Annotated in this window: 19 protein-coding genes; 11 read left to right on the top strand and 8 right to left on the bottom strand. The window is 68.6% G+C overall.

Annotated elements, in window-relative coordinates; genetic code table 11:
* The first annotated feature begins 33 nt into the window (after positions 1–33).
* Positions 34–591 carry an FKBP-type peptidyl-prolyl cis-trans isomerase gene (locus DMB80_RS12125; RefSeq protein ID WP_240431149.1) on the top strand — a complete coding sequence of 186 codons (558 nt, stop codon included), beginning with the start codon at positions 34–36 and terminating at the stop codon, positions 589–591.
* A 12-nt stretch (positions 592–603) separates the two neighbouring features.
* Here DMB80_RS12125 and DMB80_RS12120 read toward each other — a convergent pair whose 3' ends face one another.
* Together DMB80_RS12120 and DMB80_RS12115 are read right to left on the bottom strand one after the other, a co-directional pair.
* On the bottom strand, positions 604–897 hold the full coding sequence (locus DMB80_RS12120; protein WP_111510077.1) for a DUF1905 domain-containing protein: 294 nt from the start codon (positions 895–897) through the stop codon (positions 604–606).
* A 9-nt stretch (positions 898–906) separates the two neighbouring features.
* On the bottom strand, positions 907–1,638 hold the full coding sequence (locus DMB80_RS12115) for a TetR/AcrR family transcriptional regulator (protein WP_111510076.1): 732 nt from the start codon (positions 1,636–1,638) through the stop codon (positions 907–909).
* On the opposite strand from DMB80_RS12115, the gene DMB80_RS12110 reads away from it, so the two are divergent.
* Both DMB80_RS12110 and DMB80_RS12105 read left to right on the top strand, forming a co-directional pair.
* Entirely contained in the window at positions 1,632–3,653 is a 2,022-nt protein-coding gene (locus DMB80_RS12110; protein WP_111510075.1) for an amidase, read from the top strand. The genes DMB80_RS12115 and DMB80_RS12110 overlap by 7 nt on opposite strands.
* A gap of 100 nt (positions 3,654–3,753) precedes the next feature.
* Positions 3,754–6,636: an aminotransferase gene (locus DMB80_RS12105; RefSeq protein ID WP_111510074.1), complete on the top strand. Its 2,883-nt coding sequence runs from the start codon at positions 3,754–3,756 to the stop codon at positions 6,634–6,636.
* Positions 6,637–6,651: 15 nt separating this feature from the next.
* Here DMB80_RS12105 and DMB80_RS12100 read toward each other — a convergent pair whose 3' ends face one another.
* Together DMB80_RS12100 and DMB80_RS12095 are read right to left on the bottom strand one after the other, a co-directional pair.
* Positions 6,652–7,518, bottom strand: coding sequence for a MurR/RpiR family transcriptional regulator (locus tag DMB80_RS12100; protein ID WP_048422435.1), 867 nt, complete (start codon positions 7,516–7,518; stop codon positions 6,652–6,654).
* A 5-nt stretch (positions 7,519–7,523) separates the two neighbouring features.
* The gene (locus DMB80_RS12095; protein WP_046362611.1) at positions 7,524–8,318 is read right to left on the bottom strand and encodes a class II glutamine amidotransferase; all 795 of its coding nucleotides are present in this window, start codon (positions 8,316–8,318) and stop codon (positions 7,524–7,526) included.
* A 124-nt stretch (positions 8,319–8,442) separates the two neighbouring features.
* Here DMB80_RS12095 and DMB80_RS12090 point away from each other — a divergent pair, with 124 nt between their 5' ends.
* The 6 genes from DMB80_RS12090 to DMB80_RS12065 are packed head-to-tail and all read left to right on the top strand — an operon-like array spanning position 8,443 to position 15,704.
* Positions 8,443–9,768 (top strand): type I glutamate--ammonia ligase, encoded by a 1,326-nt coding sequence (locus DMB80_RS12090; protein WP_111510073.1) that lies wholly within the window; start codon positions 8,443–8,445, stop codon positions 9,766–9,768.
* 16 nt (positions 9,769–9,784) lie between these two features.
* A complete protein-coding gene (locus DMB80_RS12085) occupies positions 9,785–11,290 on the top strand; it encodes an APC family permease (protein WP_240431147.1) in 1,506 nt (501 codons plus the stop codon).
* On the top strand, positions 11,287–12,594 hold the full coding sequence (locus DMB80_RS12080) for an aspartate aminotransferase family protein (RefSeq protein WP_111510071.1): 1,308 nt from the start codon (positions 11,287–11,289) through the stop codon (positions 12,592–12,594). Before DMB80_RS12085 ends, DMB80_RS12080 begins: the two co-directional genes overlap by 4 nt.
* A complete protein-coding gene (locus tag DMB80_RS12075; protein ID WP_111510070.1) occupies positions 12,581–13,756 on the top strand; it encodes an amidohydrolase family protein in 1,176 nt (391 codons plus the stop codon). The genes DMB80_RS12080 and DMB80_RS12075 overlap by 14 nt, the downstream gene beginning before the upstream one ends.
* Positions 13,757–13,760: 4 nt before the next feature.
* On the top strand, positions 13,761–15,215 hold the full coding sequence (locus tag DMB80_RS12070) for an aminotransferase class I/II-fold pyridoxal phosphate-dependent enzyme (protein WP_111510153.1): 1,455 nt from the start codon (positions 13,761–13,763) through the stop codon (positions 15,213–15,215).
* 3 nt (positions 15,216–15,218) lie between these two features.
* Positions 15,219–15,704, top strand: a complete 486-nt coding sequence (locus DMB80_RS12065) for an AAA family ATPase (protein WP_240431146.1) — start codon at positions 15,219–15,221, stop codon at positions 15,702–15,704.
* Here the strand turns inward: DMB80_RS12065 and DMB80_RS12060 are convergent.
* The gene (locus tag DMB80_RS12060) at positions 15,691–16,128 is read right to left on the bottom strand and encodes a VOC family protein (RefSeq protein ID WP_111510069.1); all 438 of its coding nucleotides are present in this window, start codon (positions 16,126–16,128) and stop codon (positions 15,691–15,693) included. The two genes, DMB80_RS12065 and DMB80_RS12060, sit on opposite strands and share 14 nt — an antisense overlap.
* Before the next feature lie 37 nt (positions 16,129–16,165).
* Between DMB80_RS12060 and DMB80_RS12055 the strand changes: the two genes are divergently transcribed.
* A complete protein-coding gene (locus tag DMB80_RS12055) occupies positions 16,166–16,936 on the top strand; it encodes a hypothetical protein (protein WP_111510068.1) in 771 nt (256 codons plus the stop codon).
* On the opposite strand, the gene DMB80_RS12050 is transcribed toward DMB80_RS12055, so the two are convergent.
* Complete coding sequence (locus tag DMB80_RS12050) at positions 16,923–17,540, bottom strand: dihydrofolate reductase family protein (RefSeq protein WP_111510067.1); 618 nt, start codon at positions 17,538–17,540, stop codon at positions 16,923–16,925. The two genes, DMB80_RS12055 and DMB80_RS12050, sit on opposite strands and share 14 nt — an antisense overlap.
* Positions 17,541–17,610: 70 nt before the next feature.
* The gene (locus DMB80_RS12045; protein ID WP_240431145.1) at positions 17,611–18,624 is read right to left on the bottom strand and encodes a permease; all 1,014 of its coding nucleotides are present in this window, start codon (positions 18,622–18,624) and stop codon (positions 17,611–17,613) included.
* 157 nt (positions 18,625–18,781) lie between these two features.
* On the opposite strand from DMB80_RS12045, the gene DMB80_RS12040 reads away from it, so the two are divergent.
* Positions 18,782–19,966 carry a lycopene cyclase family protein gene (locus DMB80_RS12040; protein ID WP_240431144.1) on the top strand — a complete coding sequence of 395 codons (1,185 nt, stop codon included), beginning with the start codon at positions 18,782–18,784 and terminating at the stop codon, positions 19,964–19,966.
* 6 nt (positions 19,967–19,972) lie between these two features.
* On the opposite strand, the gene DMB80_RS12035 is transcribed toward DMB80_RS12040, so the two are convergent.
* Positions 19,973–21,460, bottom strand: coding sequence for an HNH endonuclease signature motif containing protein (locus DMB80_RS12035; RefSeq protein WP_111510064.1), 1,488 nt, complete (start codon positions 21,458–21,460; stop codon positions 19,973–19,975).
* Positions 21,461–21,602 lie beyond the last annotated feature (142 nt).

Raw genomic sequence — 21,602 nt, 5'->3', positions numbered from 1 at the left:
AACTCAAACCTGTGGGCAGGTAGCGTGGCGCGGGTGCTGCTACGTCGTGTGCCGTCTGCCCTCGCTCTCGCCATCTGTGCCGGTTCCGCTCTGGCTCTGACAGCCTGCGGGTCCTCCGAGGCGCAGGCAGCAGCCTGTCCGACTGCCGCTCCCAGTGCCGCAACAGCTCCCGAATGGACCCTTCCCGGGGCGACCGGCAGCGTCGCCGTCACCGGCTCCACGGACACCGCGGCACCCCTGATCACCGTGACCACGCCGTTCACGGTCACCGAGACGCAGGTGCACACGCTGCAAGCCGGATCGGGCGCCGTCGTCGGCGACGCTGCCACCGTGTCCGTCTGCTACCAGGGCGTCAATGGCCGCGACGGCTCGGTGTTCGACAGCAGCTACCAGCGCGGCACCCCGGTCGACTTCCCGCTGGGTGGCGTGGTGCCCGGCTTCCAGAAGGCCATCGCCGGTCAACATGTGGGCTCCACCGTCGCGGTCGCGATGACGTCGGCGGACGGCTACCCGAACGGTCAGCCCGCCGCCGGCATCCTGCCCGGTGACTCCCTGGTCTTCGCGATCAAGATCCTCGACGCCACCGGCTGAGCCATCGCCACGTCAGCGTCCCACGGCCACGGTCAATCGGATCCGCACCGTGTCGCCGTCGTCGACGTCCTCGGCGCGGCGCAGCGCGACTTTCAGCGGAACCAGGTAGACGTCGTCCCGCGGGATCAGTGACGTCGTCACCTCCGTGCCGCCGATGCGCACCCGGGCGGGAATGACCCCCCACCCGTAGGTCAGCTCGCTTGACCGTGCGTGCAGGAAATCGTCGATGTCCGGCGGTGTCTCGACGAAGAAGTACGGTGCCGGCCCGCGCCACTGGAAAACCTCGGCCACGAACTCCCATTCCACGGCTCGAGCCTAGGGACTCGGTCTCGCCGACGCGACGAGCATCGCCAGTCCGCGCTCGAATGCGCGTGTCGCGATCGGGTCGGCCGCGTCATGGTCTGCCAACGTCGCATAGGCCGCGGTGAAGCGGGGGAACTGCTCCTCCTGTCCGGCCGGATCGAAGATGACGGTGGGGCCGGACATGTCGAGCACGCTGCCGAGGATGAACGACTCGAACGCGGTCAACAGCGGGAGGACGTCGTCGGTGGGCCATCCTGCGGCCTCGGCGGCCACCACGAAATCCTCGTATTCGGCGAGCAGCACCGGTGCCGAGGCCCGGGTGGTCATCAGCAGGGGAATCGCGCGGGGGTGACGCGCGAAAGCCAACCGGTAGGAGCGAGCCCACTCGAGTAGGCCGTCCTCCCAGGTGCTTTCGCGCAACGGGGCCGAGTCGATACGCGCCGACACCAATGCGCGAACGTCTTCGATCATCGCGGCACGGTCCGCAACATGGTTGTACAGCGAGGTGGGGTTCACGTTCAGTTTCTGGGCCACCCGCCGCATGCTCGCGCCCTCGGCGCCATGGCGGTCGATGAGCGCCAGTGCGGTGCGGGCGATCAGATCCCGGTTGAGTATCGGACGGGGTGGGCGTGCGATGTCGGTCTCCTCTGAAGAATCGACGACTGCGTTCTGACGACAAGCATAAACCGACAGTGTATGTTTTAGCGCGTGTCGGTCGAATCCACAGCGTCCTGCCCATGACATCCGGTGATCTCACGGTCGTCGAGGCCGATCTCGACCTGCTGAGCCGTGCTCTCGAGAGTGGTGCCGTGACGAGTGTCGAGCTCGTCGCCCGGTATCTGAACAGAATCGGGCACTACGACCGGTCCGGCATCATGCTCAACTCCGTGCCGGTGCTCAATCCCGCGGCGTTCGACGAGGCGCGGGCCTCGGATCGGCGCCGGGCGAGCGGTCGGTCCCTCGGGCCGATGGACGGGATCCCGTTCACCGCCAAGGCCAGCTACAAAGTGCGCGGCCTACCGGTCACCGCGGGCTCTCCGGCATTCGCCGATCTCGTCGCCGACGATGACGCCTTCGCGGTCGGCCGGCTGCGCTCCGCAGGTGCCATCTGCCTCGGCCTGACCAACATGCCCCCGATGGCAGCCGGAGGTATGCAACGCGGACTGTACGGTCGCGCCGAAAGTCCCTACAGCAGCGAGTATCTGACGGCAGCGTTCGGCTCGGGATCGTCCAATGGGTCAGGAACCGCCACCGCCGCGAGCTTCGGCGCCTTCGGCCTCGCCGAGGAGACCTGGTCATCCGGCCGCGCCCCAGCCTCGAACAACGGTCTCGTCGCCTACACTCCCTCCCGCGGGGTGATCTCCGTCCGCGGCAACTGGCCGCTGGTCCCGACCATGGATGTCGTTGTCCCCCATGCGCGTTCGGTGGACGATCTGCTCCACCTCCTCGACGTCGTCGTCGACGACGATCCGGTGCGGGACGGAGATCTCTGGCGGCTGCAGGACTGGGTCGGCATCCCCGCCGCCTCGGCTGTGCGGCCGGCCTCGTTCACCGATCTCGCACCCCTGCCCCTGCAGGGGCTACGCCTCGCCGTCCCCCGCCTCTACATCAACGGCGATCCGGACAGCGCGCTCCCGATTCGCACCCGCGATTCGGTGATGGCGCTGTGGCGGGCCATCAGCGACGACCTGGTCGCGGCCGGCGCCGAGGTCGTGGAAACCGACTTCCCAGTCGTCGAGAATTACGAAAAGCTGCACCATGATTCGCGCACGATGGTCGAGCGGGGCCTGGTTCCGGCCGAGTTCCTCGCGCGTGAGCTCTCGGATCTGTCGATATGGGCCTTCGACGCATTCCTGCGGTCGGTCGACTCGGGGCCCGGGGCTCTGGCGGCGGTGGACGGATCTCTGATCTTCCCCGAGCCGACCGGCGCCCTCCCGGACCGCTACGGAATCTTCCCGTTCGACCTCGCCTACGACCTCGCGGAGTACGTCGAGCACGCCCGCGCCGGCGTCATTCCCTTCGACCAGATCCCGTCGATCGAAGCAGGGATGCGCGGGCTGGAGGAGACACGACGCGCCGACTTCGAGAAGTGGTTGTCCGACAACGGCTTCGATGCGGTGATCTTCCCGGCTGCAGCAGACGTCGGCCCCGCCGACGCTGATACGCGGGCTGCGTCGGCCGACATCGCCTGGCGAAACGGCGTCTGGGTGTCCAACGGCAACCTCGTGCCCCGCCACCTCGGTATCCCGACGGTCACCGTGCCGATGGGCACGATGGAGGACATCGGCATGCCCGTCGGCCTGACACTGGCGGGCCCCGCGTACTCGGACACGGCGCTGTTGCAGCTGGCCCGTTCGGTCGAGAGCCTGCGGACGCGACGCACCACTCCGTCGCGCACACCCGCGCTGGGTGACGAGGCCGTGTTCGCGGCACCGTGCGGCCCGGCCGACGGTGACCTGCGCCTGCAGGTGTCGGACGTGGACATCCGCCCTGGCGATGACGGTGCAACGCTGACGTTCGGAGTGCTCGTCGAGGGCGGCCCCGCCGTGGAAATCGCCGCCTTCGTGGACGGCGAGCGGGTCCTGGTGGAGGGCTCACAGCACGCGAAGACGGGCACCTCTGTGCTCCCCGCAGGCAAGCACGACCGCGTCCACAGTGAATGGCGGCCGCCCTACGGGCCGCTGATCGTCGTCGTCGCACGCGGTGACGGAGGTGCCGTCGCCGGCGCGGTGGCGACCACCGTCGGTTCGCCACTCTGATGTGCGATCACCTGCGAAAACGGACTCTAGTGCCCGCAAAACCTTCCGTGTATGTTCTAGTCGCCCCAGGTGGGGACACCCCGTCGAGACGAGGCATCTGATGATCGAAACCGAGGTTTTCGACTTCTTCGCACGCACCGAATTGCCCGCCCCGGCTCTCGGTGCCGATGAGGTCCGACGTCACCTGCACGAGATCTTCTCCATGATTGGCGATCTCAAAGAGTTGGGAAGTCAGCAGGACCAGAACTTCCTGGTGACCGATCACGACACCGGTGAACCGCTCGGCGTTCTGAAACTGACCAACCCGGTCTTCTCTGAAGCGGAGATCGAGCTGCAGGGCCTGGCCGCCGACACCGTGGCCGAACGCGAACCCGCACTGCGCATCCCCCGGGTCGTCGTCGGCCCGCAGGGGCCGATGTCCGCGTGGTGGCACACCAGTGCGGGTCGGCTGCACGCCCGCGTCCTCGAGTTCATCGGCGGTGCGACGCTGATGGGATCGGCGTACCTCTCCCCCGCGACGGTCGCACGAATGGGTGAACTCGCCGGGAAAGTGAGCGTGGCCCTGTCCGACATGACCCACCCGGCGTCGACCCGCGTCTTGCAGTGGGACCTACGCCATGCTGACCGGGTCATCGAGGCGCTGCTGCCCGACGAACCGGACTCCCGCATCGCAGAGCTCGCCAGCTCTGTCGCCGAGCGGGCGACGCAACACCTCACGCCCGTCATGTCCCGACTTCCCCTGCAGCTCGGGCACTTCGACCTGACAGACGACAACGTCGTCGCGCCGCACGGACCGTGCGCCGTGCCCGACGCCGTCATCGACTTCGGCGACGTCGCCGAATCGTGGGCAGTCAACGAGATCGCCATCACCGTGTCCTCGCTGCTGCACCATGACGGCTTCACACCGGTCGACGCGTTGCCCGCGATCCGGGCGTTCCATGCTCTGCGCCCACTGACCGAGGACGAGGCCGACGCCCTGTGGCCGCTGGTCGCCCTGCGCGGGGTGGTGCTGGTGCTCAGCGGTCGTCAGCAAGTGCGCATCGACGGGCAGAACGACTACGCCGATTCCGCACTCGACCGTGAACTCCGCATCCTCGAACAGGCCGCGTCGGTGCCTTTTCCGGTGATGACCACACTGATCCGCGACGGGTTGGACATGGCCGTCCGGCCCGGACCGGTGTGGAGCGGAGCCCCCCTGATCGCCGAGATTGCCGACGCGACCGTGCTCGACGCCGGCACGACGGCGCCGCTCAACGACGAGGGCCGCTGGTCGGACCCGACAACCCTGGCCGACGCAGCCGCGGCCGCGCTGGCGTCGGGGAGTTCGGCCGTCGTGCTTCCGGCATGGCATCCGCGCCTCACCGGTGCTCCGATGCGCACCCCTGCCGCCCCGGCGACGGTCCCCACCGCGCTCACGGTGTGGCTGGCGGGCGACACCGACCTCGACGTCCCCGCCGGCGCCGAACTCGAGCCGGCTGATGACGGCGTCACGATCTCGGTTGCCGACCAGGTGGTCCGCCTGACCGGCTTCTCCCCCGACGGAGTGACGCTGCCGGCGCATACGCCGATCGAAATCCAGCTCACCCGTGCGAACGAGGGCCCCGTGCCGCTTCTGGTCGATGCCCGCTACGCCCACGCCTGGCGCCGCGTGGCCGGTGACCCCGCCCCGTTGATCGGACTGCCACCGCTGGCCGCCGAGCGCCGCGACGACACACTCGTCCGCCGGCATCAGGTCCTCGCCGAGGTCCAGGAGCACTACTACGCGGAACCGCCCCGCATCGAACGCGGGTGGCGGGAGTACCTCGCCGACACCGATGGTCGCGTCTATCTGGACATGGTCAACAACGTCACGTCCGTCGGGCATGCCCATCCCAGGGTGGTGGAGGCCACCCACCGGCAGATGCGCCTGCTGAACACCAACTCGCGCTTCAATTATCGCGGGATCGCCGACTTCGCCGAACGCGTCTCGGCCACCCTGCCCGACGAACTCGACACCGTCTTCTTCGTCAACTCCGGTTCCGAGGCAACCGATCTCGCGATTCGGATCGCGATGGCCGCCACGGGCCGACCCGACATCGTCGCGATGCGCGAGGCCTACCACGGCTGGACGTTCGCCAGTGACGCGGTGTCGACGTCGATCGCGGACAATCCCAATGCGCTGGCCACCCGGCCCGAGTGGGTGCACACCGTCGACGCCGCGAACGGCTACCGCGGAGTGCATCGCGGCGCCGACGCCGAGAAGTACGCGCCGGAGGCCGTCGCGGTGATCGACGCGCTCGCCGAGGCGGGGACGCCGCCGGCCGGCTTCATCTGCGAGTCCTACTTCGGCAACGCCGGCGGTGTGGCCCTACCTGACGGATACCTCGAGCAGGTGTACACCGCGGTGCGCCGGCACGGCGGCATCGCGATCGCCGACGAGGTACAGGTCGGGTACGGGCGCCTCGGCGAATGGTTCTGGGGATTCCAGCAGCAGAACGTGGTCCCCGACGTCGTGGCCGTCGCGAAGTCGGTCGGCGCGGGGCAACCCATCGGCATCGTCGTGACCCGCCGCGCGATCGCGGCACGCTACCGGTCCCAGGGTTATTTCTTCTCCTCGACGGGTGGGTCTCCGGTGTCGTCGGCGATCGGCCTCGCCGTCCTCGACGTGATCCAGACCGAGGGCCTGCAGGAGAACGCCCGTATCGTCGGCGCACATCTGAAGAACCGGCTGATGGGCTTGGCCGAAACGCATCCGATCGTCGGCACCGCGCACGGCTCGGGTCTGTATCTGGGGCTCGAATTCGTCCGCGACAGAGAGACACTCGAGCCTGCGACCGAAGAGACCGCGGCGATCTGCGATCGTCTCCTCAGCCTCGGGGTGATCATGCAGCCCACCGGCGACTACCTGAACGTGCTGAAGATCAAGCCGCCCCTGTGCGTGACCAAGGAGTCGGCGGACTACTTCGTGGACTGCCTGGACCACGTCCTGACGACGGGCTGGTGACGGCAGAGCTGCTGCTCAGCGCTGATCCAGCACCTCGCCACGCCGCCGCTCCTCCCACAGCGCCATCCGCGTGCGCGCCGGCTCGCCGATCGTGTCCATCACCAACGGGATCAGCAGCTCGGTGAGCAGGAAGCCCGCCGACATGCTCTGGTAGACCGTGCCGACCGTGCTGGATGCGGCCAGCACGACCTCGGCATCCGGCGCCACCGGGCAGGCCATGTCGTCGGTGATGAGCAACAGCGTCGCGCCGGCCCGGTGCACATCGGCAGCGAGTTCGGCGGCGCTGCGGTGATACCGGTGATAGTCGAAGAGCACCACCACGTCTCGCCGGCTGAGGTCCATCATCGTGCCGAGATCGGCGCCCTTGGGATCCGAGAGCAGCCGCACGCCGGGCCGCAACTGTTCGAGATGGGCGGCGAGATAGACGGCCAGCAGATGAGAGAACCGGCCGCCGTGGAGATGCAGTGGCCGCGTGACATCGGCCAGCAGCGACACCGCGGCCTCCAGCATCGCCGCCGGCAACTGCGCCAATGTCTGTTCGGCGCACTCGTTCTGGGTGCGCGCCTGATGTAGAAGACGATCGAGGTGGCTACCCGCCGGCGGAGCGTCGGCGAGCCGGGTCAGCGGCCCGCTGGACTGCTGCGTCAGTTCGGCACGCAGCGCCACCTGCAGGCCGGCGAACCCGTCGTACCCCAGCGACTGTGCGAAACGCAGCACCGTTGGCGGGCTCACCTCGGCCCTCTCGGCGAGCCGGGCGGCACTGCTCAGGCCCGCACTGGGATAGTCGGCCAGCAGCGCCCGGCCCACCCGACGTTCGGCACGGCTGAGTCCGGCCAGTGCGGCACTGGTCCGCGCCGCCACCGACTCGCTGTGTTCGGTCATGGTGGTCAATCTGCCATGATCGGCCGCACCGTCATCGACAGATCGCTCAGCACGACTTCCACCACACTCTCGGGTGGCAACGGTTGCCAGTCCAGGTCGCCGAATCCGGTGGAGCCGATCACCACGGTGCCGTCGTCGAGACGGGCGACCCGTAACGAGAAGTAGTCCTCGAGGTGTTCGGCGGGCAGATCGGTGGCGCTGATCTCTTCGATGTCCTCGTCCAGCAACACACTTCGGGCGTGGGCGTGCACCGCGATGAGCCGGCCTTCACCCAGCACCAGGGCGTTGAGGCTGGCATCGGCATAGATGCCGCGCAGTTGGGCGACGGCCCGCCGCACGGCCTCGGCGAGGTCGGGAGACGCGGGGCGATGCTGGCGGATCAGTGCGAAGTAGCGCTCGCTGTCGGTGGTCCCCCGCAGCGTGGCAGCGATCGCAGGGTCGAGCAGACCGTCCAGTGCGGCCATCGGCTTGATGGAGCCGTTGTGAGCCATCGCGACCCCGTCGGCGCCGAACGGATGAGAATTCTCCGGCCGGACCGCCAGCCCGTTGGTCGCCCAGCGTAGGTGCACCACCGAGGCGCGCGCGGATTCCTTGACCGCCGTGCCGAAGCGCGGATCGCCGATCGCACTGTCGGGTGAAACCTCCACGCGGGGAACATCATCGGGCTCCGACACCGAGGCCACTCCCCAGCCGTCGCCGTGGATCTTCGTCAGCGCCAGGAAATCGGTGAGCACCGCGTCCCCCACGGTGTCGGCCACCGACGTCGGTTCGGCCGACGCGACACCCAGCAGTCGGCACATCCGCATCCCCGTTCGTCGAATCTAATGAATCAATCATAAACAGAGAAAGTTAAAGACTCTGAAACATTTATGACATAGCGTGAACCCGACCGCCCGCCCACGAGGTTCGAGGAGTGCGCTGCCCATGGGGGATCCCGACCTGTCCGCCGTCGACATCCTGCGTGAGGAAGGCGTTGCGATCATCGCCGGCTCGGTGACGGACCTGGCGGGCGTGACCAGAGCCAAGTACGTACCGGTGTCGCGGCTGGGAGCGTTCACCCGTTCCGGGATGGGAGTCTCCCCCTCGTGGAGCGTGTTCTGCGTCGACAGCGGCATCGCGTTCACCCCCACGATCGGGGTGGCCGGCGATCTACGAATCCGCATCGATGCCGAGGATCTGCGCGTCATCGAGGCCGGGGTGGCCTGGGCGCCCGGCGTACTGACCGACCAGTACGGCGAGCCCGCGGCGCTGTGCACCCGCACCCGGCTCGCGGTGGCCGAACGCGCGGCTGCTGATCGCGGCCTCGCGGTGAAGATGGGCGCGGAGCTGGAATGCACGATGCTGGCCGCCGAAGCCGGCCCCGCGACCAGCGAGCCGTGGTCGCCGTACGGCATCAGGACGTCGCTGGACCGGTCGGCCTTCCTGGTCGACCTCGCCACCAGCGCGGAACGTGCCGGCCTGTCCGTCGAGCAACTGCACACCGAATACGGACACGATCAACTCGAGATGTCGCTGGCGCCGGATACCCCCGTGGCCACGGCGGACGCCGTCATCCTCGCGCGGATCGTGCTCAGTCGCGTCGCCTCCCGTCACGGTCTGCGAATCTCGTTCTCGCCGGTGCCATTCGACGGCGCCGCCGGCAACGGGGCGCACCTGCACCTCTCCCTGTCCGACGCGGACGGCCCACTGCTGTCGGGAGGTGACGGCCCGCACGGTCTGCGCGCCGACGGCGCACGCGCGATCGCCGGCGTCCTCGACACCCTGCCCGACCTGATCGGTGTCTACGCCGGGTCGGTGGTCTCACCCCTGCGACTCAAGCCGGGCAACTGGGCCGGCGCGACCGCCTGCTGGGGATTGGAGAACCGCGAAGCTGCAGTGCGATTCGTCGCCGCCACGCCGGGAAATCCGCACGGAGCCAACATGGAGCTCAAGCTCATCGACCCGAGCGCGAACCCCTACCTGGCCGCCGCGGCCTTACTCGGTAGCGCACTGCGCGGAATCGACCGGGCCATGGACCTGCCGGAGGAGATCCCGGAGAACCCGGCCCAGTCGGACATCGCGACCCGCCCGCTGCCCCTGGCACAGCCGGAGGCACTCGACGCGATGGAGACCTCACAGGTCGCAGCAGAGCTGCTGACCAGCGACATCGTCGACGCCCTCGTGGCCGTGCGGCGATACGAGCAGAAGACCTACGGCGACCAGCCGCCCGCACAGATCTGCGACGCCGTCCGGCTCGCGTGGACCTGCTGAGATGAAGGAGACACCCGTGACCGCAGGACAATCGGATGCACCCGATCAGATCCCGCACCGCCGACTCCCGTTCTGGGTCGCGCTCGCGCTGTCCGTTGCGCTGGTCGGGCCGACACTGGCCATGTCGGGCAACGGGCAGGGGCTGATCGGAACCGTCGGCAAGTCGATCCCGCTGGTGTTCCTCATCGGCCTGGTCGGCGTCTCGCTGGTCGGCTACAGCTTCGTGCGCCTGACGCGGCACCTCAACCACGCCGGCTCCGCGTACGGACTGGTGGGCGGCACCATCGGCCCGCGTGCCGGGTTCTTCTCCGGCTTCGCCATGCTGGGCGCGTACTGGGGGTTCTCCATCGGGACGCTCGCACTCACCGCGGCGTTCGTCAACTCGTTCATCGCCGCGCTGCAACCCGGCACCGACAACCCCTACCAGGTCCTGTGGCTTGTGATCGTCGTCATCGGTGCGGTCATCTCGTTCCTGTTGTCCGGCAGAGACATTCAGCTGCTCGCGAAGATCCTGCTCGCGATCGAAGGCATCGGCATCCTGGCGATGATCGTCCTCGTGGTGGCCATCTTCGCCCAAGGTGGTGCCCCCACCACGGGGATCGACTTCTCCGTGTTCTCCTTCTCCGGTGGTGACGTCTCCGGGTCGGCGGTGCTCGCCGGCGTCGTGGCCGCATTCCTGTCCTGGGCCGGATTCGAGGCATGTGCCTCCATGGGCGAAGAAACCGACGACCCGAAGCGCAACATCCCCCGAGCGCTGGCCGCGACACTGATCCTCACCGGCGTGCTCTTCGTCGTCGTCATGTTCGCCCAGGTCGTCGGATTCGGCACCGACGCAGCAGGTTTGGAGGCGTTCCAGAGCTCCGGCAACACCCTCGGCGATCTGGGCGGTACCTACATCGGCCAGTGGTTCAGCCTCGTCATCATCTTCACCGCGATCGTCTCCGCATTCGGCTGCCACCTCGCCACGTCAGCGACCTCGGGCCGGATGCTCTACGCGTTCGGCCGAGACGGGTTCGGGCCGAAAGCATTGGCCCACATACACGCCGACACCGGCGGGCCGCGGCGCGCCACGTGGCTCGTGGTCATCGTCGCACTCGTCGTCGACCTGATCTGCGGGGCCACCGGCTGGCCGGACATGGGCACCGGAAACGACGCGATCGACGCCTACTTCCTGTTCGCCGTCGCAGGCTCGGTGTGCCTGATGGTGTGCTATTTGCTCGTCGAGCTCGCCGCCGCCTACTTCATCGGGGCGCCGAAGTTCATGCGCGTACACAACGGCGCGGGCAAGATCGCAGGCCTCGTCCTGCCCCTGCTCGGCGCGGTCGTCATCGTCACGGTGCTCTGGTTCAACGTCAAAGACGCCGACAGCTGGTCGGCGGCACCGTTGCTCGGGCTCTACTGGTGTGTCCTCGGCCTGATCATCGCGGTCGCCCTTTCGGGAATCGCCAAGCGGGTCGGTGAATCGCTGGCGCTCGAACTCGACATGACGCCACGCACCGCTGACCCGACCCGATCAGCGTGAGCACGCTCTACGCCCGCGACGAGGCCGTCATCGCCGGCATCGAGAAACTGCGCTTCTTCCCCTTGGAAGTGCAGTCCGGGCACGGCTGCACCCTCGTCACCCCCGACGGCCGCGAACTATTGGACCTGTCGGCGACGTGGACGGCGTCCGGGCTGGGGCACGGCCACCCGGCGATCGCCGACGCGGTCAGCCGCGCCATCCGCACGGCACCGGGATCGGGCGGGCTCTCGGCCGTCCACCCCGATTCGGTGGGGCTGGCCGAAGACCTGCTCGCGCTGGTCCCTGGTGACGGTGAGCGGCGCGTGTATCTCGGCCACGCCGGGTCCGACGCCAACGATGTCGCGCTGCGGGCCTGCCGACATGCCAGCGGGCGGCCCACCGTGGTGGCGTTCGAACACAGCTATCACGGCGGCGTCGGTGTCGCGATGGGCGTGTCCGGTGTGCACGTCGACGCGGGCGTACCCGCCGATCCAGAGGCGGTGTTCCTGCCCTACCCCAACCCGTTCCGGCCCGGACCGGACGGTGTGGACGCCGATGTGGCGCACTGCCTTTCGCTGGCCGAGCAACACCTCGCCGGCGGACGGGTGGCCTGCCTGATCGTCGAACCCATCCTGTCCGACGGCGGCCTCGTGGTACCGCCGGACGGGTTCCTCGCCCGCCTGCACGAGCTGTGCCGACGCCACGACGTCCCGATGATCTGCGACGAGGTGAAGATGGGGCTGGGCAGGCCCGGCACCCTGCACGCCTTCGACCATGACGGCGTGGTGCCCGACATTGTCACGTTCGGCAAGGTGCTCGGCGGCGGCCTGCCGCTGTCCGCCGCAGTCGGACCCGCCGCGATCCTCGACAATCCGCCCGCCGCAGCGCTGCTCACCACCGCGGGCAACCCGGTGTGCACCGCGGCCGGGCGCGCCGTGTTGAAGACGTTGGTGGAGGACGGGCTCATCGACAATGCAGCGACGGTCGGAGTCGTGCTCGCCGACGCCCTCCGCGCGCTCGCGTCGGCCCCAGGCGGCGACCGCATCGGCGACGTCCGGGGTCGCGGCCTGGCGATCGGGCTCGAGCTCGTCGACCCCGCGACCGGCGACCGCGACCCCCGGCTGGCCGCCTCGGTGGTCTACCGTGCGTGGGAGCTGGGTGCGGTCGTCTACTACGTCGGCGGCAACGTCCTCGAGATCACCCCGCCACTGGTGCTCACCGAAGCGCAGGCAGCCAGGGCGGCAGAAATCCTCGGGGCGGCCATCGCCGACGCGGCCGCGGGGAAGGTCGACGCCGAGGAGGTCGCGAAGTATGCCGGGTGGTGAGCTGCACGACGTGTTCGACGGGATCGAGGCGCAGGTGCCCGAGGGACTCGCCGAGCATCTGCGCACCGTGGCGCTGATCGATCACCACGTCCACGGCACGTTCAGCGAAGACATCGACCGGTCCACCTTCGAGTTCTCGATCAACGAGGGGTCCAACGACCCGGTGCCGCCGTGGATGACCAACTTCGACTCCCCGCTGGGGCTGTCGATACGACGTTGGTGCGCACCGCTTCTCGGCCTGCCGGCGCGTGCCGACGCTGAAGACTACTGGAAACGCCGCTGTGAGTTCGGCGCCGACGAGCTCGCCACGACGATGCTGCGCGCCGCAGGCGTCACGCACTGGATCGTCGACACCGGTTTCAAAGGCGACCAGATCACCCCGCACCAGCGGCTCGCCGAGCTCGCGGCGGGACACTCGTCGGAGATCGTGCGGCTCGAGCGGGTGGCCGAGGACCTGCTCGACGGAGGCACCTCGCCCGAGGACTACCCCGCAGCGATGCGGGCGGCGCTCGCGACCGCGGCGGCCGATCCGACCGTGGTGGGCACCAAGACCATCGTGGCGTACCGGACGGGGTTCGACATCGACTGGACCCGACCGGCCGACGCCGACGTCGTCGACCGCGCGCGAGCGCTGGCAGCGCGCCCGGGTTCGGCGCGTATCGACGACCCGGTCCTGATCTCGTTCGGCGTGCACGAGGCAGCCGCGCACGGCCTGCCCATCCAGGTGCATGTCGGCTTCGGTGACCGTGACCTCGATCTGCACCGGTGCGACCCGCTGCTGCTGCTTCCGCTGCTGCGGGCCATGCCCCCGGTGCCGGTCCTGCTGCTGCACTGCTACCCCTTCCACCGCCAAGCGGGTTATCTGGCACAGGCTTTCGATCACGTGAACTTCGACGTCGGGCTGTCCATCAACTATCTCGGCACGCGATCCAGCGGCCTGGTGGCCGAGGCGCTCGAGGTCGCCCCCTTCGCCAAACAGCTGTACTCCTCGGACGCATTCGGTCCGCCCGAGCTGCACGTGCTGGGGTCGGTGCTGTGGCGGCGGGCCATGGGTGTGGTGCTCGGCGACTGGATCCGGTCCGGCGACTGCGCAGAAGCCGACGCCATTCGCATCGTCGACATGATCGGGGCGGCGAACGCGCAGCGTGTCTATGGGATCTGAGGGCATGGGTGCAGAGCACAGCCGGGCGCCGATCGTCGAATCGCTGCGGTCGTTCGTCGAGCGCGATCAGGCACCGTTCTACTCCCCCGGCCACAAGGGTGGCCGGACCCTGGACCCGTGGCTGCGCGACAACATCGCGGCCGTCGACCTGAACAACCTGCCCGACACCGACACATTGCATTGCCCCGAGGGGCCGATCCTCGCGGCCGAGCAACTGATCGCCGACGCCTGGGGCGTGCCACAGAGTTTCGTGATGGTGCAGGGCTCGACCGGAGGCAACATCGCCGTGGCGCTCACTGCACTGCGCCCCGGCGACCAGGTGCTCGTCGCACGCAATGCCCACAAATCGGTATTGGCCGGGCTCGTCCAGGTCGGCGCCAGGCCGGTCTGGCTGGAACCCCGTTGGGACGCCGACTTCGGCGTCGCCCACGGGCTCGATGTCGCCGTCGTGGAGAAGGCCCTCGCCGACACCGAGGCGCGTGCCCTCTGGGTGCTACACCCCACCTACTACGGAACCACCGGGGACATCACCGCCCTCGCCGGGCTGTGCCGCAACCGAGGGGTGCGTCTCCTCGTCGACGGAGCACACTCTCCGCACTTCGCATTCCATCCCGAATTGCCAACTCCCGCTGAGCGATCCGGGGCTGCAGCCACTGTCCAGTCGATACACAAGGTGCTGTCGGGACTCAGTCAAGCCGCGGTACTGCACGTCGACACCAGCCAGCTAGACGAAGCATCGGTGCGGCGGTCGCTGCAACTGATCCAGACCACGAGCCCCCACTTCGCGATCATGGCGTCGATCGACCTGGCTCGCCGGCAGATGATGACCGACGGGCGTGCCCTGCTGGACGGCGCGCTGAGTCGGGCGCGCGACGCTGCGGAGAAGCTCGCCCGAATTCCGGGACTGACGGTGCTGCGGCCTGAGCATCTCGCGGGCGCCGGCACGGGACTGCACCGACTCGACGAGACCAAACTGTTGATCGGGGTGAGCGGCCTCGCCGCCGACGCGCGCGAAATCCTGGCCCGGCTCAACAGCGTGCACGGTGTCCAACCCGAACTGGCCGGCACCGGACATGTGTTGTGCATCAGCACGATCGGTAACACCGACACCGACTTCGATCGGCTCACCACAGCCTTCGCTGAGGTGTCCACGCACGTCGGGCGGCGTCGCGGCGAGGCCGCCGGCACCTTGACCAGCGACCTCCTTGCCGTGCAGCCCGAGGTGGTGCTGACCCCGCGTGAGGCGTTCTTCGCCCCCGCGGAGACCGTCGCGCTGACCGACGCCGTGGGCCGCATCGCCGCCGAAGCCATCACGCCGTATCCACCCGGCATCCCGCTGGTGATGCCCGGCGAGCGACTCGGCACCGACGTGGTCGACCTGTTGATCGCTTTGCGGGCTGCCGGCAACCCGATCAGCGCCTCCGACCCAACGCTCGCCTACGTCAAGACGGTGCTCTGAGCGGTGCGAGACCATGCGGCGATCCTGATCACCGGTATGTCGGGGGTCGGGAAAACAACTGCTCTGGAAGGTCTTGCACGACAGGGATTCGCCACCGTCGACACCGATGAGGGCGACTGGATCGATGTGGTCGACGGTGAACCGCTGTGGCGCGAGCCGCTGCTGGCCGCGCTGTTGTCTCGACCCCGCCCGACGGCGCTGTTCGTCGCCGGCACGGTGGCCAACCAAGGAGTCTTCTACGACCGCTTCGACGCCGTCGTCCTTCTCAGCGCCCCGAGTGCGATCGCTTTCGAGCGCATCGCCGAGCGCACGAACAACCCGTTCGGCAAGAGCGAATCCGAGCGCCGGCAGATCGCGCGGGACATGGCTGAGATCGAACCGCTGCTGCGACAGGCGGCGACGCACGAGATCGTCACGGTGTGTCCGCCGGAGGAGGTCATCGACTCGCTGGTCGACATCGCCACCGCAGTGCGGGTCAGCCGCCGCTGAGTTTCTCCGCCAGCATGACGATGATTCCGCTGGGCCCGCGCAGATACGTCAGCCTGTAGACGTCTTCATAGGTGGCCACGCCGCGGAGCGGATGGCACCCATGCCGTGCCGCAATGGCGAGCGCCTCGTCGATGTCGTCGACGGAGAACGCCACGCGGTGCATCCCGATCTCGTTGGGCTGTGTCGGCTCTGTCGGGGTCGCGGCCGGGTGGATGTATTCGAAGAGTTCGAGCGTGCCGTGACCGTCGGGCGTCTGCAGCATGGCGATCTTGGCGTGATTGCCGTCAAGACCCACCGCAGTGTCGGTCCACTCACCGCTGACGACATCGCGTCCGACGACACTGAGCCCCAGATCGGTGAAAAAGGCGATCGCCGCCTCCAGGTCTGCCACCGCGATACCGACGTTCTCGAGCCGAATGGGCATGGTAGGCATGCTAAGCCACCGGACGGAAGGAGTGTGCGTGCGGCGCATCGCATGGCTGAGCGCTACGGCACTCGTGCTGCTCGCGGCATTCCTCTTCGCTCCGGCGCTGCTCGTGGGCGACGGGTTGGCGACCATCGGCGGAAACGCCGCGTTGACACGGGCTTTCGAGGCCAACCTCACCGCCTTCTGGAATGCGGGCACGGCCGAGCCGACGCCCGGTCTCGCAGATCTGGTGGATCTCTGGCGACGCTGGCACGCGCTCAAGATCGCCATCTCGCTGCTGTTCGCGGCGACGACGGTCGGCCTGTCCGCGGCACTGTGGGGGCGGTTCCTTGCTCCCGATCGATCACGGGCCGGCCGCGTGCGCACCGGATCGGCGGCCGTGGCAGCTATGGTGTCGGTCCTCGGTGGGCTGGTGGCGATCGCGGCCAACATCCAAGCGACCGCAGCTCCACTGTCGGCGCTGCTTCCGCTGCTGCCCACCGATCCGCCTGCCGGTGACCTCCGGCGGGCCGTGAGTCAGATTCACGAAGGAATCGTCCACGCGGACAGCGCATTTGCCGCGAGGCCAGCGCTCGCGGTCCTGATCGACAGCCAGCGCACGTATCTCACGGCGCTCGCCGTCACCACCACAGTCATGGCGATCGGCTGTGCAGTGGGCACGGGGTGCGCCGCGCGCCGGTTCCCGCGCGCCTTCGGGATCGCCGGGGCAGTGATCACCGCTGCCGTCGTGGTCGCGGCGGTGGCGGCGTGGATGTCGGCTGCGGACCCGGTCGGCTCGCTGCTGGGGATTTTCAGCCTCGAATGACCCGAAACCGGAGGTGGGCCACCCCCGGTGCTTCGAGCACCCGTTCGAGATGCATGTCGGGCCGGCCGGCCTCGAAGCCGTCGAAGAGCCTCTCGCCGGCGCCCAAGAACACCGGGTTGAGCTGGATGTCGATCTCGTCCACCAGGCCGGCGCTGATCGCCTGCCGCGCGCACGATGCACCCCCGGCGATCGAGATGGCCTGATCGCCGGCGGCCACTTGGGCCTGTGCGTGGGCCGCCTCGACACCGTCGGTGACGAAGAGGAATGTGGTGCCGCCCTCCATCTCGACGGGTTCCCGGGCGTGATGCGTCAGCACGAACACCGGGCAGTGGTACGGCGGCTCGTCTCCCCACCACCCCCGCCAGCCGGAATCCGCCCAGGCGCCGCGTATCGGGCCGAACATGTTGCGGCCCATGATTACCGCGCCGATTCCATCCATCATGTCCGACACCACCTGCCGGTTCACCGGATGGTCTTTCTCCGGCCCGAGATGCCACGCGTGCAGCCGCTCGCCACCGATACCGAGCGGATGATCGCTGCCCTGCTGTGGACCCGCGACGAAGCCGTCGGCGGACATCGACATCGACAGATGAGTTCGAGGCACAGCTCCTCCGATCAGAGTGGGGCGGACGTCATGATGACTCTTCGGCGCGACAGAACTCATCGACACCGGCTCATGCGATGCTCAGCGCCAGAGCGCCGACCAACCCGGCGCCCACCACCACCGCACTGATCACGGCGGTCGCCCGTCTCCCGAACGTCCGCACCACCATCGCGATACCGGGCAGACTGACCGCCGGCAGCGTGATCAGCAGTGCGCCGAGCACACCGGACGACACTCCGAGAAGCGCCAACCCCTGCAAGATCGGAATCTCCCCGGCTGTCGGTATCACGATCAGCGTGCCGACGATTGCCACTGCGACGAGGACCAGCAGGCTTCGGTGCTCGGGAGCAGTGATGGTCAGCAGCCATCCGCGGAATGCGCCGATCGCCAACACCATGACGAAATACTCGGGAATCAGCACCACACAGAGCCGCGCGAGTGAGGCCAGGAAGCGGACACCTGCCGGTCTGGTATCGGAAAGCTGCTGTGCCGCAGCACTGTTGGGTTGAACGAACGCGGGCGTGAGACGCGCCACCAGCACCGCCGCGCCGATCACCGCGCCCACACCGACGACGAGACGGGTCACCGTCCACTGCCAGGGCGCGACCAGAGCGAGAAACACCACCACGGCAGGGTTCAGCAACGGGTTGCCCAACCAGTAGGCCACCGCAGCCGCCTGATCGACACCGCTGCGCCGCAACGTGACGGCGACCGGAGCCGAACAGCAGGCGCACATCATCGACGGCATTCCGGCAGCGGCGCCGACCGCCGCACTCGACACCGCCCGTCGCCGGTTCAGTAGCCCGGCGAGCCACGATCGAGGGAGGAACGCCTGCACGCACGCACTGAGCACGACCGCGACCACCAGGGCCGGCCAGATCGCACCGACGTACGCGATGAAGAACGTCGTCGCCGCATGCCAACTCGGCCCGTCACCCGCCGCCACCCCGCCGGTGTGCAGGATGTCCGAGCCCGACCACTGCCCCGTCCGCGCCGCGTGCATGGCCTTGCCGACATACGGCACCCACTTGGCCCACGTCAGACCGGCCACCGCGACGAACAGTGTCACCACGATTCCGGTCACGGTCGCTCGTCGGGAGCTCGGCATCCGTCCAGAGATACCCGATCGCGCTGCCATCACGCCGAACAGGACACCGCGGTGATCGACAGCATCCCGATTTCGGGGACGCGTCACGGGTTGCGGCTGACAGCGCGGTGGCCGGACCGGCACGATAGGACCAATGGACGTGTGCGTGGTCGGGGCCGGCCCGGCAGGAGCGGCATTGGCCGGGGCGTGCCAACGCCTGGGGCTGACCACGGCGCTGGTCGATGTTGCTCCTGAGCGGCCGTGGTCGGCGACCTACGGCATGTGGACGCCGGAGCTGCCGCCCGACCTCCCGGCCGGCGTCGTCGCCGCACGCGCAGCGGGCAGGGTGGTGGCGCTGACCGACCGCCTGCTCGGGTGGGAGTACGCGGTCCTCGACGTGCCCGCCCTACAAGCCCATCTGTCCGAGGGGCTGAGCGGGGTGCGCGTGTATGCCGGTCGCGCCGTGGGATCGCCCCGACCGGGCGTGCTGGCGCTCGCCGACGGCACCGAGCTGCAGGCCTCGATCATCGTCGACGCCGGCGGCCAGGCGCGACCGCTGAACCTGCGGCGCAGGGGTCGCGAGCGGGCCGCCCAGACCGCCTACGGGATGTTCCTCGACGAGCAGCTCGCTGCCCCGCTGATCGAGGCCGGCGAAGCCCTCTTCATGGACTGGCGTCAGGAGCACGGCGAAGACGGTTGGCCGACGTTCCTGTACGTCATTCCGCTCGGTGGCGGCCGCGTCCTGGTCGAAGAGACCTCGCTGGCCCGCAGGCCCGGCCTGCCGCTACCCACCCTGCACCGTCGACTGTGCACCCGCCTCGCCCGGTACGGCATCGTGCCGCCGGCTGACGCCGCGGTGGAGCGGGTGGCGTTCACCGTCGACCATCCGCGCCACCGCGCGTCGGGCGTCCTCGGGTTCGGTGCCGCCGCACCGCTGATCCACCCGGCGACCGGCTTCAGCCTCGCCACGTCACTGCGCCTCGCGCCCCAGGTGGCAGCCGCGCTCGCAGCCAACCTGCCGCGGGGCCCACAGCATGCGCTCACCGCTGCCCACGACACGGTGTGGCCGCGAAGCGCCCGGATCGTGCACCACCTCCGCCGCGTCGGGCTCGAAGCCTTGCTCCGGATGCCACCCGCCGATGTGCCCGCATTCTTCGAGCAGTTCTTCGAACTCCCCGAGCGGCATCGCTGGACCTACCTGACCGCGCGCGACGACGTCGCCGGCAACGTCGCCGCGCTCACCCATCTGTTCAGGGCGTCGAATCGCCGCCTCCGCGGACACCTCGTGCGACCTGCGCTGCTTCCGCCGTTGCCCAGCAACGAGCGCGTCCTCAACTAGAGGCGCTCAGGCGACCTGGTTGTCGGGTGGTGCGGGTCCGCCGGGTTCTGACGGATCGCCGGTCGAGGGCGACTGCCCCTCGGTCTCGCCGACCGGATCGGTCGGCGCAACAGCGCCACTTTCTGACTCGTCCTCGGGGCGGAGGAGTCGTTCGGGGGTGTGGTGGGTGTTGATCCGGGTTTGGCCGGTGTCGAGGTTCGGTGGTGGGGTCCATTCGACGTCGTGGCGGGCATTCATGGCGGTACTCCAGCCGCCGGGTGCGACGGCGCGGTTGTCGGGTGGGCAGGCCAGGCCGAGGTCGTCGATGTTGGTCAACCCGCCCTCGGCCCAGTCGGCGGTGACGTGGTGGACCTGGCAGCCGTAGGCGCCGACGGGGCAGCCGGGTTTGGTGCAGCCGCCCTCGCGGGCGATCAACATGATTCTTTGCGCGGCCGAGGCCACTCTGCGGGTCCGGAACAGGTCGAGGGCGGAGCCGGTGGCGCGGTCGAATACCGCCAGATAGTGGCTCGCGTGGGAACCCATGCGAATCACGTCTTTGATGGGCAGCCGGGTGCCGCCGCCCGTTGTCCCGATCCCGGCGCGGGATTCGAGGTCTTGGAGGGTGGTGCGCACGATGACGGTGACCGGTAACCCGTTGAGCTGACCCAACTCGCCGCTCATCAACGCGATCCGCCCGACCGCGACCAACGCATCGTGCTGGCGTTGGGCGAGGCTGCGGTGATCGTTGTCGATCTGCTCTTGGGTCGGGGTGCCGGAGATGCAGGGTTCGGGGTCGTCGGGGTTGCACATGCCCGGGGCGGCGTATTTGGCGAAGATGGCCTCCCACACGGCTGCCGCTTCCGGGGTCAGGTTGGCTCGCCACTGCGTCATCGCATCCTGACCCTGCCGAGATTTCGTCAGCGAGCGTTTCCGGACGCGTTCGGCATCGTCGGGTTCGGGCCCGTCCTGATCGAGCAGGAACCGCTCCAATTCCGCGGCGTCGCGGGTGGCTTTCGGGCCGGCACCGGTGGCGATGCGCACCACGTCAGCTTCGAACTGCTCCCGCGTCGCGGCGTCGACAAAGCTCGGGAGTTTGTCGACCTCCTTGCGAATGACGTCGACATGTTCAGGGGTGATGCGGCCCTCGGCTTGCGCTTCGGCCGTCGCGGGCAGCGTTGGCGGTAGCGGGGCTCCGGTCATCGACTGCCGCGGCGCCAGCAGCGCGGCCTCGGTCAACCGGCGGTTCGCTTCCGACCCGCTGATCCGGTAGCGGATCGCCAGGACGTCTTTCCAGTTCTTCGCGCCCATCTGCACCGCAGACGTCTCCACCTGCAACCGCGCCAACGCCCGATGCCAGGCCGCCGGTAACCGGCACCCCGCGTTTTCGAGCTCGTCGAGCAACTCCACCACCTCGGCAGCAGTGGATCGGTCGAGGCGGCAGGCCAGCACAGCATCGACTGCAGCGCGTAACCCCGCGACCGCCTGCTGCACCTCCACCATAGTTCGAACATACATTCGACCACCGACAACTCCACTGACTCAAACTTTCTGTCAGGGTCGCCGGAGAATGATGGTGACACGTCCAGAAGGAGTGTCAGATGGCCAGATCGCGAAAGGCGAAGGTCAGCGCCGAGGAGAAGACCCGTTTGGTTCTGGC

Origin of the sequence: Mycobacterium kyogaense, from assembly GCF_003254575.1 — a bacterium.
Taxonomy (GTDB): domain Bacteria; phylum Actinomycetota; class Actinomycetes; order Mycobacteriales; family Mycobacteriaceae; genus Mycobacterium; species Mycobacterium kyogaense.
The sequence above is the reverse complement of the archived record's forward strand: the minus strand, read 5'-3'. Positions and strand labels throughout refer to the sequence as shown.